The organism is Halococcus sp. PRR34 (genome assembly GCF_028617175.1).
In the GTDB taxonomy this organism is placed as follows: domain Archaea; phylum Halobacteriota; class Halobacteria; order Halobacteriales; family Halococcaceae; genus Halococcus; species Halococcus salifodinae.
In genome coordinates this window covers 318,588-332,069 of the sequence record NZ_JAQJDA010000001.1, presented here as the reverse complement: position 1 = coordinate 332,069, position 13,482 = coordinate 318,588, and the positions used below count along the sequence as shown (strand labels likewise).

The 13,482-nt window shown below is 67.1% G+C and carries 12 protein-coding genes; 3 read left to right on the top strand and 9 right to left on the bottom strand.

What is annotated here, in order from left to right; genetic code table 11:
- Positions 1-88 precede the first annotated feature (88 nt).
- The gene (glp, locus tag PHA81_RS01650) at positions 89-1,303 is read left to right on the top strand and encodes a gephyrin-like molybdotransferase Glp (protein WP_005045796.1); all 1,215 of its coding nucleotides are present in this window, start codon (positions 89-91) and stop codon (positions 1,301-1,303) included.
- Positions 1,300-3,324: a molybdopterin biosynthesis protein gene (locus PHA81_RS01645; RefSeq protein ID WP_005045797.1), complete on the top strand. Its 2,025-nt coding sequence runs from the start codon at positions 1,300-1,302 to the stop codon at positions 3,322-3,324. The genes glp and PHA81_RS01645 overlap by 4 nt, the downstream gene beginning before the upstream one ends.
- Here PHA81_RS01645 and PHA81_RS01640 read toward each other — a convergent pair.
- The 9 genes from PHA81_RS01640 to PHA81_RS01600 form a co-directional block, all read right to left on the bottom strand.
- Positions 3,302-3,931 carry an HAD family hydrolase gene (locus tag PHA81_RS01640; protein ID WP_005045801.1) on the bottom strand — a complete coding sequence of 210 codons (630 nt, stop codon included), beginning with the start codon at positions 3,929-3,931 and terminating at the stop codon, positions 3,302-3,304. The genes PHA81_RS01645 and PHA81_RS01640 overlap by 23 nt on opposite strands.
- 102 nt (positions 3,932-4,033) lie before the next feature.
- Positions 4,034-4,309, bottom strand: coding sequence for a 4a-hydroxytetrahydrobiopterin dehydratase (locus PHA81_RS01635; RefSeq protein ID WP_005045803.1), 276 nt, complete (start codon positions 4,307-4,309; stop codon positions 4,034-4,036).
- A gap of 76 nt (positions 4,310-4,385) precedes the next feature.
- Entirely contained in the window at positions 4,386-7,607 is a 3,222-nt protein-coding gene (carB, locus tag PHA81_RS01630; RefSeq protein ID WP_005045805.1) for a carbamoyl-phosphate synthase large subunit, read from the bottom strand.
- A gap of 219 nt (positions 7,608-7,826) precedes the next feature.
- Positions 7,827-8,057: a hypothetical protein gene (locus PHA81_RS01625; RefSeq protein WP_005045806.1), complete on the bottom strand. Its 231-nt coding sequence runs from the start codon at positions 8,055-8,057 to the stop codon at positions 7,827-7,829.
- 104 nt (positions 8,058-8,161) lie between these two features.
- Positions 8,162-8,689 carry a DUF5815 family protein gene (locus tag PHA81_RS01620; RefSeq protein WP_005045808.1) on the bottom strand — a complete coding sequence of 176 codons (528 nt, stop codon included), beginning with the start codon at positions 8,687-8,689 and terminating at the stop codon, positions 8,162-8,164.
- Between the two features lie 48 nt (positions 8,690-8,737).
- The gene (locus PHA81_RS01615; RefSeq protein ID WP_005045810.1) at positions 8,738-9,559 is read right to left on the bottom strand and encodes a hypothetical protein; all 822 of its coding nucleotides are present in this window, start codon (positions 9,557-9,559) and stop codon (positions 8,738-8,740) included.
- A gap of 91 nt (positions 9,560-9,650) precedes the next feature.
- Positions 9,651-10,070 (bottom strand): hypothetical protein, encoded by a 420-nt coding sequence (locus PHA81_RS01610; RefSeq protein ID WP_005045812.1) that lies wholly within the window; start codon positions 10,068-10,070, stop codon positions 9,651-9,653.
- Positions 10,071-10,550: 480 nt separating this feature from the next.
- On the bottom strand, positions 10,551-11,837 hold the full coding sequence (locus tag PHA81_RS01605) for an FAD-dependent oxidoreductase (RefSeq protein ID WP_005045814.1): 1,287 nt from the start codon (positions 11,835-11,837) through the stop codon (positions 10,551-10,553).
- A gap of 146 nt (positions 11,838-11,983) precedes the next feature.
- Complete coding sequence (locus tag PHA81_RS01600) at positions 11,984-12,736, bottom strand: glucose 1-dehydrogenase (protein ID WP_005045816.1); 753 nt, start codon at positions 12,734-12,736, stop codon at positions 11,984-11,986.
- Positions 12,737-12,858: 122 nt separating this feature from the next.
- Here PHA81_RS01600 and PHA81_RS01595 point away from each other — a divergent pair, with 122 nt between their 5' ends.
- Positions 12,859-13,452 carry a DUF6149 family protein gene (locus PHA81_RS01595; RefSeq protein WP_005045818.1) on the top strand — a complete coding sequence of 198 codons (594 nt, stop codon included), beginning with the start codon at positions 12,859-12,861 and terminating at the stop codon, positions 13,450-13,452.
- The last annotated feature ends 30 nt before the right edge of the window (positions 13,453-13,482 follow it).

Here is a 13,482-nt window from a genome sequence, read left to right as displayed (position 1 = left end):
TTCGATCACTGCCACCAGTCGTTCTCACCGTCTTTCCTCGCCACCGTTCCGGCACACGTTTTTGCCCACCCGCCCGGTTAGGAGTGGTATGAACGACGTCCGCGAGAGCGGGTTCAAACGGCTCACTCGGCTCGAAACGGCGCGCGAACGGCTGCTCGACCGGGCCGAACCCACGGAGCGGGTCGAATCGGTCGGCCTCGTCGCCGCCGACGACCGTGTGCTCGCCGAGCCGGTCGTCAGCGAGCGGGACGTGCCGCACTACCCGCGTGCGGCGATGGACGGGTTCGCGGTTCGGGCCACCGACACGTTCGATGCGAGTCGGCGCTCGCCTGCCGTCCTCCGACGGGATGCGATCGACGATCCCGACACCGCGATGCGGGTTCACACCGGCAGCGAACTCCCGGACGGGGCCGATGCGGTCGTGATGGTCGAACACGTCGAGACGGTCGGTGACGAGATCGAGGTACTCGATCCGGTCGCCGCCGGCGAGAACGTCGCACCGGTCGGCGAGGACGTTCAGTCGGGAAAGTGCCTCTACGAACCGGGCCATCGGCTCCGGCCTTCGGACCTTGGTCTGCTGAAGTCGGTCGGCATCGACGAGGTTTCGGTGTACGATCGCCCGACCGTGGGGGTGATACCGACGGGCGAGGAACTCGTGCAAGCCGACCCCGACCCCGGTGAAGTCGTCGAAACCAACGGTCTCACGACCTCACGGTACGTCGAGCGCTGGGGCGGACGGGCGACCTACCGCGACGTCGTGACCGACGACCGCGCGGCGCTTCGGGCGGCGATCGAGCGCGATCTGACGAAGGACCTCGTGGTGACGACTGGGGGTTCGTCGGTCGGCGAGCGCGACCTCGTTCCCGAGATCGTCGACGACCTCGGCGAGGTGCTGGTCCACGGTGTCGCGTGCAAACCCGGCCATCCCACAGGATTCGGGGTCGTCGCGGACACACCAGTTTTGATGCTCCCAGGCTATCCGGTCTCGTGTATCGTCGCCGCAGTCCAACTGCTTCGACCCGCGCTTCGGCACGTCGGCCACCACTCGGTCCGGTCCCATCCGACGACCGAGGCGCACCTCGATCGAAAGATCCCCAGCGAACCTGGCGTCCGAACCCACGCACGGATCGAGCTACGAGAGGAGGGCGACGACACGCCGACGGCCGTTCCGACGCGGACGAGCGGCGCGGGCGTGCTGTCGAGCGTCGCGCTCGCTGACGGCTGGGTGGTCGTCGCCGAAGAGCGTGAGGGGATTCCAGCGGGTGAGACCGTTGCGGTCGAACACTGGGAGGCAGAAATATGAGCGAGCGCAAGCAGTTCCGCGATCTCGCATCGCCTGCGGCGGCCCACGACGCGATCGCGTCGCTCGACCTCGATCCGGGAACCGAAACCGTGTCGCTCGACGCGGCCGAGGGCCGGGTACTCGCCGAGCGGGTCGACGCGACGCTCGACGTTCCCGGGTTCGACCGGTCGGCGCTCGACGGCTATGCGCTCCACGCACGCGAGACGTTCGGGGCGACCGAAACCGATCCCGCGACGTTCGATCTCGTCGGCGTCGTCGAAGCTGGCGAACGGCCGACGGTCGATCTCGATCCTGGCGAAGCGGTCGAGATCGCGACCGGCGCGGTGATGCCGCCCGACGCCGACGCGATGGTGGCAGTCGAGCGGACCGACCGCGTTGGGGGCGAGGACGTAGCGGGTGACGACGGTGGTGCAGGCAGCGACGATGCAGCGGGCGACACGGGCGGCGAGCGGGTCGCGGTCCGGACGTCGGTGACGCCGGGCGAGAACGTGATGCCCGCTGGCGCGGACATCGCGGCGGGCGAGCGCGCACTCGGGCCCGGAACCCGGCTGACGGCGCGCGAGATCGGGCTGCTCGCCGCGCTCGGCGTCGATCGAGTTCCGGTGCGTGCGAAACCTCGAGTCGGGATCGTCTCGACCGGCGACGAACTCGTCCGCGTTGGCGAGGATCTCGACAGCGAGGCGGGCCAGATCTACGACGTGAACTCCAACGCGACCGCGGCCGCGGTTCGCGAGGCCGGCGGCGAGCCCGTCGTCTACCCACACGCTGGCGACGACTACGACGCACTCGAAGACGTGCTCCGTGAGGCCGCCGCCGAGTGCGATCTGGTCTGCTCGTCGGGCTCGACCTCCGCGAGCGCCGTCGACGTGATCTACAAGGTCATCGAGGAGCAGGGCGACCTTCTCCTTCATGGGGTCGCGATCAAGCCGGGCAAGCCGATGTTGGTGGGCCAGTTGGAGGTCTCCGGGTCCGAACAGGACTCGGACGGTACGGAAGACGAGCAGAGCGAGTCTTCCGGTAGATCGGCGTACGTCGGGCTGCCCGGGTATCCGGTCTCGGCGCTCTCGATCTTCCGGACGTTCGTCGCCCCCGCGATCCGCCGGACCGCCGGGCTGCCGGAACCGGCGACCGCGACGGTCCGGGGACGGATGGCGGTCGAGGAGCGCGCCGAGGAAGGTCGTCATCGACTCGTTCCCGTCGGACTGGTCGAAAACGGTGCGGGTGAGACTCTGGTCTACCCGGTCGACAAGGGCAGCGGCGCGACCACCAGCCTCGTCGAAGCCGACGGGATCGTGGAGATGGACGCCGAGGTCGCCTATCTCGACGCGGGCGAGGCGGTGACGATCGAGCTGTTCTCGCCCGAGGTTCGTCCTCCGACGGTTCTCGGCGTCGGCGAGGACGACCCGCTCCTCTCGCGACTGCTCGACCGGATCGACCGACCGCGCTATCTGGGTGTCGGGAGCCGTGCGGCCCGTCGGTGGCTCCGCGACGGCGTTTCCGACATCGTGGCGGTGACGGGCGATCCCGACGAACTGGACGCCAACACGACTGAGATCGGCGGCTGGACCCGCGAGTGGGGCCTCGTCGTTCCGTTCGGCAACCCCGAAGACGTGGACGATCTCGCCGATCTCGTGGATCGCGACCTCGCGTTCGTCAACCGTCCGACGGCCTCTGGATTGCGAACGACCCTCTCGAACGCGATCGCCGACCTCGCCGACGAGCGCGAGGCCGACCGCCACGATCTCGTCGACGCGATCGACGGGTTCGATTTCACCCTCGAAGCCCACGAGAGCCCGGCCCGGCGGGTGGCTGCCGGCGGGGCCGACGCGGGGCTCGGGCTCCGTGCGACCGCCGAGAAGCTCGACTGTGGGTTCGTTCCGCTCGGCGAAGAGACCGTTCGGCTGCTCGCTGCTTCGGATCGGATGGAGAAACCTGGTGTCGCGGCGCTCGAACGCGCGCTCGACGATCTCGACGAGTTGTGTACGGACCTGCCGGGATTCAAAGGTCGCCGAAGCCAGTGATGCGGCGGTCGCCCCGGACACACCATCCCCGGCGATCGTGACCGTGGCGCTCGACGTGGATCCCGTCGAGGCCCGCGTTCCACGCTGCGCCGACGTCGTGGGGGCCGTCACCGACGAGCACCCCTTGACTCTCGGGCGCGACATCGAGGCGGTCGATCGCCAGCTGGACGGGTGCGGGATCGGGTTTCCAGCCGATCTCGCTCGTACAGCAGACCACCGCGTCGAACCGTTCGCGGAGATCGAGACGATCAAGTACCGGATTGGCGAGGAACGGCTGGCAGTGGGTCACCACACCGATCGGGGCGTCGATCGACGCGAGGAACGCCCGCGCGTCGTCGTAGAGGAAGGTCGCGGCCGCGCGGGCCTCGGGGTCCTCGATCGCGTGGAGCGCGTCCCAGAACCGGGCAACGTCGATCCCCCACGCCCGGAGCTGGTCGTCGCGCAGACCGCCGAGCCCGTGCCAGAGCCTTTCGGCCTCGCGGTCGGTGAACCGCCGGCCGAGGCGCTCGCCGACGCGGTCGAACACGCTGCGGACGTAGCTCGCCTCGACGTCGACCAGCGTGCCGTCGAGATCGAGCAGCCAGAAATCGTACTGTGGAGGGGCCATCGGGCTCTGTAAATACGGTCGCCACCGATAAATCCCTTCTGCCGGGGGCCGATGACGTGCAGCAGTCGCCCGCCGGAGCGGGTCGCTGGTGATCCTGCTGCGTTACCGCACGTCGTCGAACCGTCCTGCCATCTCGATGTCCTGATCGGTCACCCCGCCGGCCTCGTGGCTCGTCAGGCGCACCTCGACCTCGTCGAAGCGCACCTGAATCTCGGGATGGTGAAACTCCTCGTCGGCGATCTCGGCGACATCGGTAGCAAAGGCCACGCCATCGAGGTACTCTTCGAACTCGTAGACGCGGACGATCTCGTCGCCGTCCTGCTGCCACTCTGCGGGGGCGTTCTCGCTGATTTCCTCGTCGGCAAGCGTTTCGGCCATGAGTGAGGTGTCGCGGCCCGGACGAATAAAGATGGTGTCGATGGTCGCCCTCGGCTCGGATTCTCCCCTGAGACGGTCAGTCGGCGCGACCCCACTCGGCGTCGCGTTTCGGCCGCCGGTCGACCGCCGCGACCGCCGAATCCGTGTCGCGCGCCGCGAGGCCGTCGAGTGCGGCGCGGGCGCTCGCCTCGGTCGAGAAGTACGTGACCTCTTCCTCGACACACACTTCGAGCGCCGCGCGATCCCGCGAGATCACGAGATCGACCTTCCCCTCCCGAATCGCCGCTGCGAGGTCGTCGAACTCCTGACAGTCGAAGTGTGCGGCGAACCCGTTCTGGAGGTCGCCTCCCGCATCGCTCTCGGGATCGGGGAACTCAGCCGCCGAGAGGTCGACCGCCGCGACGCCCTCGGCCGGGATCGGCTTGCCCGTCGCGGACTGTGCCTTCCAGTACGCCTTCCCGAACTCCTCGGCGGTCCCCATCACCTCGCCCGTGCTCTTCATCTCGGGGCCGAGTCGCGGGTCGCTTCCCGGGAGCCGGTCGAACGGCAGGACGACCTCCTTCACGCTCGTCTGCTCGGGGACCTGTTCGGTCGCGTCGAGGTCTGCGAGCGACGCACCCGCCATCACCTGGGCAGCGAGTTTGGCGATCGGGACGCCCGTCGCCTTCGAGACGAACGGCACGGTGCGGGACGAGCGCGGGTTCGCCTCCAGAACGTACACCTCGCCCTCCTTTATCGCGAGCTGGACGTTGAGCAGACCGACGGTGTCGAGCGCGCCCGCGATCCCCTCGACGACATCGCGTACCTGCGTTAGCACGTCGGCGTCGAGCGAGCGCGGCGGGATCATACACGCCGAGTCGCCCGAGTGGACCCCGGCGGACTCGACGTGCTCCATGATCCCGCCGATCAGGACGTCTCCCGCTTCATCTGCAACGGCATCGACGTCGAGTTCGACCGCGCCCGCGAGGAACTCGTCGATCAGGACCGGCTGGTCCGGGCTCACGCGGACGGCTTCCTCGACGTACTCGCGGAGATCGTCGTCGTCGTAGACCACGTCCATCGCGCGGCCACCGAGGACGTAGCTCGGCCGGACGAGCACGGGATAGCCGATCTCGTGGGCGAGTTCGAGCGCTTCGGTCTCGCTGACGGCCGCACCGCCGACAGGCTGGGAAACGTCGAGATCGTCCATCAGGACGTTGAACCGATCGCGGTTCTCCGCGAGGTCCATCGCCTCGACCGACGTGCCGAGCACCTCGCAGTCGAGGCCCCGCCGGTCGAGTTCGCTCTCCAGTCCGCGCCCGATGTCGACCGAGGTCTGGCCGCCGAACTGGACCATCACGCCGTCGGCCCCGGTGGCCTCGATCGCATCGGCGACCTCTTCGGGGGTGATCGGTTCGAAGAACAACCCATCGGACGTGTCGTAGTCGGTCGACACGGTTTCTGGATTGTTGTTGACGACGTGGGCCTCGATCCCCATCTCGCGGAGCGCGCGGACCGCGTGGACCGAGCAGTAGTCGAACTCCACGCCCTGGCCGATCCGGATCGGGCCACCACCGACCACGACGACGCTCTCGACGTCGCGATCGACTTCGAGCTCGCCCGCCGCTCCCTCTCCCTCGTAGGGACCGGTGTCGGCGTACTCGGGCTTGCGCGCGGAGTAGTAGTACGGCGTCTCGGCCGCGAACTCGCCGGCACAGGTGTCGACTTGCTTGTATTTCCGGCCTGTCACCGACGACTCGACGTCGCCGACACCGCCGATCTCGGTGCCACCGGCCGCGGCGGTCGCGGCGATCTCGCTGTTGGTGAATCCGGCGCTCGCTGCGGGTTGGAAATCGCCCGCGGCGGCCGCTTGCGCGGCGTCGGCGATCCGAACGTAGCGCTCGGTGTACCACGATTTGATCCCGGTGAGCGCCGCGAGATCGTCGGCGGTGTAGCCCCGCTCGGCCGCCTCGAACATCGCGTAGGGGCGGTCGGGCGTCGGGCGTTCGAGATACTCCGTTTCGAGCGCCGCGTCGTCGAGTGCGTCCCACTCGACATCGGGCTCGTACTCGGTCGAGCGCAGCGCCTTCAGAAGCGATTCCTCGAAGGTCCGCCCGATCGCCATCGCCTCGCCGGTGCTCTTCATCGCGGTTCCGAGCTCGAACTCCACGTCCCGGAACTTCTCGCTCGGCCACCGGGGGACCTTCGTGACCACGTAGTCGATCGCGGGCTCGAACGCTGCGGTGGTCTCGCCGGTGATCTCGTTGTCGATCTCGTGGAGCCGTTTCCCGAGGGCGACCTTCGCGGTGACGCGCGCGATCGGGTACCCGGTCGCCTTCGAGGCGAGCGCGGAGGAGCGCGAGACTCTGGGATTGACCTCGACGACACGATACTCACCGCCAGGCGTGCCGTCGTCGCGCCACGCGAACTGGATGTTACACCCACCCTGAATCCCGAGGTCGCGGATCACGTCGAGCGCCGCGGTCCGCATCTCCTGATGGCCGTCGTCGGGGATCACCTGCGAGGGCGTCACGACGACCGACTCTCCCGTGTGAATCCCCATCGGATCGAGGTTCTCCATGTTGCAGATGATGATACACGAGTCGTCGGCGTCGCGCATCACCTCGTACTCGAGTTCGACCCAGCCCGCGATCGACTCGGTGATGAGGACCTCGCTGTTGCGCGAGAGCCGCAATCCCTTCCGGACGCGCTCGTACAGCTCCTCGCTGTCCGCGACGACGCCCGACCCGCTCCCGCCGAGTGTGTAGGTCGTCCGGGAAATAACTGGCAGTCCGCCGACCGAATCGACGGCCGCGTCGACGCGCTCGCGCAGGCCTGCCTCGTCGAGGTTCGTCTCCGATTCGCCCTCTTCGAGGGTGATCGTCGTCGAGGCAGGCACCGGCTGTCCGATGTCTTCCATCCGCTGGCGGAACAGATCGCGGTCCTCGGTGGCGTAGATGGTGTCGAGCGGCGTCCCCATGATCTCGACGTCGTACTCGTCGAGGACGCCCTCCTCGGCGAGCTCGGCGGTCACGTTCAATCCCGTCTGGCCCCCAAGCCCCGCGATGACGCCGTCCGGGCGCTCCTCGTCGATGATCTCGGCGATCGCGTCGGTCGTGATGGGCTCGATGTACACCTCGTCGGCCATCTCGGGATCGGTCATGATGGTCGCCGGGTTGGAGTTGACGAGGACGACTCGCGCGCCCTCCTCCGCGAGTGCGCGACACGCCTGCGCGCCGGAGTAGTCGAACTCCGCCGCCTGGCCGATCTGTATCGGACCGCTGCCGATGAGCAAAATCGTTCTGTCCTCGTCGGTCATTACCCGTCGTGGTGCGTACATCGTAATAAGCACCACGATTGGGTACGAGATACGCAACTCAGTTTCGAAAATCGAAATCAAGGGGCCGGCGACCTCGTTCCGTGACCTGTTCGAAGACGTGACGCCACAGCAGCTCGTCGGAGTTACTGTCTCGATGGAACGAAGCGCCGCTCCGCTCGAAAAGCAGTCGGTCGACCGAAACCGCTCGATTTCGGCGGGTCAGTTCACCGTACCGTCGAGCACGCGATACCGGTACGGCCGATCTCGGATGACTTCGACCTCGCCGTCCGCACGGCGGCCGAGGACGGTGGCCACCCGGTGTGGACTGTCGAGTGTTTCGTCGCGCTCGTCGAGCAGGTCGTGGATCTCCCGCGCCGTCAGCGGCTCGTCGGGGTTGACCTCCGCGAGCACCGTCCGGATGCGTTCGAACTCGCCCCGGCGGAGTTGCATACGTCTTCCCATGGCCTCCACCCACATAACATGGCGTCAGACAGCCGTATGACGGCGCACTCGATGAATCGCCAGCCGGCACCGATACGCCCGGTGCGGGGGCGTCAGACGGGCGTATCGGTCTCGCGTTCGAACTCGCGCTCGCGGCGGTACTGGTCGACGAACGCCTCGACGTCGAACTCGTGCATCTGGCGTTCGAACTCGCTCGCCGCGTCGTCGTCGGTGTGGCTCACCGCGTGTTCCATCAGCTCCACGACGAGTTCGACCACGATCTCGTGGAGTCGCCGGGCGTCGAAGTCGGTGGCCCAGACGAGGGCGTAGCCGACGTCGCTGTTCTCGGCGACGTCCTCGGCGACGACCTTCTCGGGGAACTCCTCTAAGACGACGCCCATCAGATGGAGCGTGTCGAACTCGTCGCCCTCGGTGGGTTCGATCGTCTCGCGGAGCACTTCGACGAGCGACTCGGGAACGAACCGACTCGGTGGATGGACGTCCATCACGAGCGCGTGGCGCTCGCCGCAGTCACAGTCGAACTCCCGCATCCCCATGTCGAGATCCGCAATCGCGACCGACTCGCCGCAGGGGAGGGCGAGGTCCGACCCCCGACTCCCGGGGACGCGTGGCTCTGCCATACGTCAGCAAAGGGACGGCACGCGGTTAAACGCCGCGGCTCCCCGGCGTTAGACCGCCCACTCGTCGATGTCCTCGCCGTTCTGGACGGCGGCGCGGTCGGCGTGAAGCTGTGCGTACGCACGCGTTATCACCGCAGTCCCGAACACGGCCGTCACGCCGCCGAGAAGGATCGAAACGACCACGTTGAGCAGCGGGCTGACGGCCCCGACCAGCAGCGGCACCACCGTCGAGGCGAGCGTGACGAGGATCGCCACTCCAATCACGAGCGCGAACAGTTCGAGTCGGTTGCCCTTCGTCAACTGCCAGCTGTCTGCCATCGCGTCGACGAAATTGCTGTCTTCGATCGCGATCTCCTGTCTGAGAAAGAGGAAGGCGATCGCGAAGAAGATCCCCGGAACGATCAGGAAGATCAGCCCGATGGCGACGATGATCCCGACGACGATCCCGCCGACGATACCGTTGAGTGTCGCCAGCACGATATTCCGGCCGGCGAGCCCGCCCGAAAGCGCTCGGCTACTCTCGGCGAAGAAGGCCCGAGCGGCAATGATGTTGGCTGCCTCCCCGAGGACGGCAGTGAGTGCGATGAGCAGCCACGCGACGATGGGCGGAACCGGCAGGGCGAACGGCGTCAGTCCCTCGGTCGACGTCTCGACCATCCTGATCTGCTCGCGAGTGAACTCCGCCTCGCCAGCCCCCTGATTCGATCGCATGAGTTCGAGCACCGTATCGACGGCGTTCGCGGCGATCGTCTGTGTGGCCAGAGCGGTAACGATCCCGATGACGACGAACACGACGGCGAGAACGAGACCGTCGCGCGTGAACGTCCGGCGGGCTCCCTCACGGAGCGCCGTCCCGATTCGCAGTGACATATCACGACCGTCCACGCGGCAGATATTAAATCAATGCATGTGGCCGGCGATTGCGGGCCGGGAAATCAACGCACACGAACGGCGATCGGATTCAGGGCCAGTCGTCGCGCGTCGCGGTGTCGGTGTCGGGATCGTCCTCGTCGGGTGCGTCGGCAGCGAGCGTCCACCCGGCGGCGTCGGCCGCGTCGTCGAGCGCCAGATACTCCCACTCGACATCCTCCGCGAGGTCGACGTCATCCTCGTCGGTGCCGACGAAAACGTGGCGTTCGGTGTCGAACTGGCGTTTGACGTTGTCGAGGCTCTCCTCGCGCCCGCGCGGTCCCGAGAAGAAATCCTGCCGGATGCGGTGTTTCCGGGTGAAGTTCGTGACCACGTAGGTGGGCTGGTCGGAGATCACGCCGACGTACTCGGTCCACCGGCGTGCGTCCGAAACCACCTCGGTGGGGTCAGCGAGCGCTTCGAGCGCCGCGAGTTCGAACGCCAGCGTCATGTCGCCGCTGCCGCCTTCCATACCTCGGATCGGCCGTGCTGGAGGAAAACGGCTTCGATGCGATTCCCGCTTTTCGACGGAGACGACGGACTGTCGGCAGCTCGTTCGACGGACCCAGTTGCAGGACCCAATCGCGACGAGGACTCTCCCGACACAAATGAGAACCGCAGGCCACTCCCTCCCGCACCCACTTTTTTACTCCTCGGGTGCGCTCGCTACGCTCACGCACCGCTCGTCGCAAAAACCTGGACTAAAAACACCTGCTCACTCGCGTTGCTCGTTCGCAGTTCGATCACTGGTACCCCACCCCAGCACCGCGCCGCGACCGCCACACCCTCCCCAACCGACTCCCTCGTTCGCTCACTCCGTTCGCTTCACTCGGTCATCCCTCGCGCGGGTCGCACGCCTTCGGCGTGCTCCCGCGCGCCACCACCGGGCGTCGGTGGTGCAGACTGCCGGAGGGATCGAGGGTCGTTCGCTATGATAGCCGTTCGTGCCGGTCTACTGCTCCGGGGCGGGCGCGAGCTCGTCGAGATCGACCTCCTCTCGCATCAAGACGTCTTTCTGATCGGCCACGACACGCTCCTCGCGAGCCAGCTTCTTGTACTTGCTCTGGGGGGCGAGATCGCCGATCAGGACGCCGCCGACGATCTTGCCGTCCTTGAACGCGAGCCGCCGCCACTCGGTGTCGGAGAACTTCGCCTCGGCGTGGTCGTCGCCGAGAGTCGGATGGCCAAAGGAGAGGAAGGGGAAGTCGAAGTGGGTGATCGAATAGGACGAAACCCAACGGAACGCTTCCTCCTCACCGTCGACGGCTTCGCCGTCTGCTCGTTGCGTCTCCGACGCAACGGTGTCCGCGAGCATGTTCTGAGCCGCGATCGAACCCTGCTCTTTCGCGCTGCCCCACGAGCCGTTCTGGGCGTAGTCGTCGATGATCGTGTCGTAAAACCGGGTGAGGTCGCCCGCGGCGTAGACGTCGTCGACCGAGGTCTGCATATACTCGTCGACCACCACGCCGTTGTCGCGCTCGATGTCTGTCCCCTGGAGCAGTTCGAGATTGAAGTCGAGCCCGATCGCCACCCCGGCGAACTCGCTGTCGTAGGTCTCGCCGTTCGGGTCGACAGTCGAGGAGATGTGGCCCGAATCGTCGACTTCGAACCGATCGACGCCGCTGTCGAAGACGGGGGTGACGTTGTTCTCTTCGAGCGCGTCGTGGATGATGTCGGCTCCGTCCTTCGAGAGCGCGTACCGCCACCAGCACTCGCCGCGCATCAGGTAGTGGGCGTCGATCTCCTGTGCGCCGCAGATGGCCGCGAAGTCGATCCCGAGGAGCCCGGCACCCACGACGACGCCGGTGTCGGCGTCTTCGGCGTGTTCCTTGATCGCGCGTGCGTCGTCGAACGTCCAGAAGTGGTGGATTCCCTCGGCGTCGCTGTTGTCGACGGGGAGCTGGACCGGCGTCCCGCCCGTCGCGACGAGGAGTTTGTCGTAGCTGTACTCCGTGCCCTCGTGGGTGTGGAGGGTGTGTGCGTCGGTGTCGATCTCGGTGACGTGGGTGTCGAGCTGGAGGTCGATGTCGCGCTCGTCGTACCAGTCGGGATCGTGGATCGACATCGGGGCCGCGGGTAGTTTCCCCTTCGCGAACTCCTTGATCAGAATGCGATTGTAGAGCGCTTCACCCTCGTCGGTGATCACGGTGATGTCGGCGTCGGGAGCGCCCTCCCGGAGGCTCTCCGCCGCGGAGCTCCCCGCGATCCCGTCACCGATGATGACGTACGACCCAGCCATAGGTGGGCTTCGACACCCGGGGTAATGTGAATTGCTATCTCCGTAGCCGGTCGGCTCGGCGGCTGGCGCGCCCACGATCGATTCGGCGTGATCGGTCGTCCCGATCCGCTCGCCCTGGTCCGCTCGTCGCCGTCCGCGCTGGTGTGTCAGCCCTGCGTCTCGCCGCCGTCGACGGGGAGTGCGTGGGCGGTCACGAACGACGCATCGGCCGAACAGAGCCACACGATCGCGCTCGCTATCTCGTCGGGCTGTGCCGGCCGATCCATCGGCACGTCGGCAGTGACTTTCTCGCGCTCTTCGGGCGACAGCGATTCGATGGCCGCCGTCTCGACGATGGTCGGACAGACGGCGTTGACCCGAACCCCCTCGGTCGCGTACTCGACGCCGGCCGAGCGGGTCAGCCCGACGACGCCGTGCTTGCTCGCTGCGTAGGGCGTCCGCCCGGGACTGGCCTCGATGCCGGCCGTCGAGGCGACGTTGACGACCGCCCCGTCGCCCTCGCCGTCGAGGATCGCCGGGATTTCGTGTTTCAGCCCGAGCCACGTCCCCTTCTGGGCGATCGCCGTGACACGATCCCAGTCGTCCTCGTCGATGTCGGCGGTGCGCGCCGCCGGGGCGCCGGCAGCAACGTTGTTCACCGCGAAATCGAGCCCCCCGAACTTGTCGACGGCGAACTCGACCATCGCCGCAACGGCGTCCCCGTCGCTGACATCCGCCTCGACGAACGCCGCGGTGCCGCCCTCGTCCCCGATGCGTTCGACCGTCTCCTCGCCGGCGTCCACATCGATGTCCGAGACGACGACCGAGGCCCCCTCGCGAGCGAACCGTTCCGCCGTCGCTCGTCCGATCCCCGCCCCTGCACCCGTCACCAACGCCACGTTGTCGATGATCTCGTTCATACGCACCACTACATACTGACCATTCATTCAAACCGGTTTTGTTCCCGGGCCGATCGGAACGAGAGTCCGGATCTAACGGTCGAGGCGGTGCGTTGATGTGACTCCCACCCCAAGATCGGCCGATGAAGATCAACCAGAACGTGCGTCACTTCGCGGCGAAACAGGCGCTCACGACGCCCGGGGTCGCGTCGGTCGTCAGCTACGGGCTGGTCAAACTCCACACCCGGGTGTTCCTCGGGAAGGCCGACCCCGCCCACGCGGAGGAGCGCGAGGACCACCTCGACGGGCTCTTCGAGGCCACGACCGATTCGTACACCGCGGCGCTCAAAGCGGGATTCACCGAGGCTGAGGCCCGCGAGATCACCCATATCCAGGCCAACTTCGACTTCTACAACCACGGCTGGACCGAGATGATGGAGATCCCGGCCGACGAGATCGAGGCCCACTACGACCGCTACCACGAGTTCTTCTCCCAATACGACATCACCATCGCCGATCCGCTCGGGTCGTTCGCGCCGCGTGGCGGAATCCCCGAGGCTCCCTCGACCCCCGAGAGGCTCGACGAGCCCGAGCATCCGCACGCGAAAGGTGGGTTCGCCGACGACGTCTACGTCGAGGGCCCGGACGGCGAGATCCTGGTCGGCGGCCACGACGAGCCGGACGATGTCGATCTCACCGACGCGCCCGGCGTCGGATCCGAGGACGTCGACGACTGAGACGATCGGCGACCGCGAACGGTCGAGTCG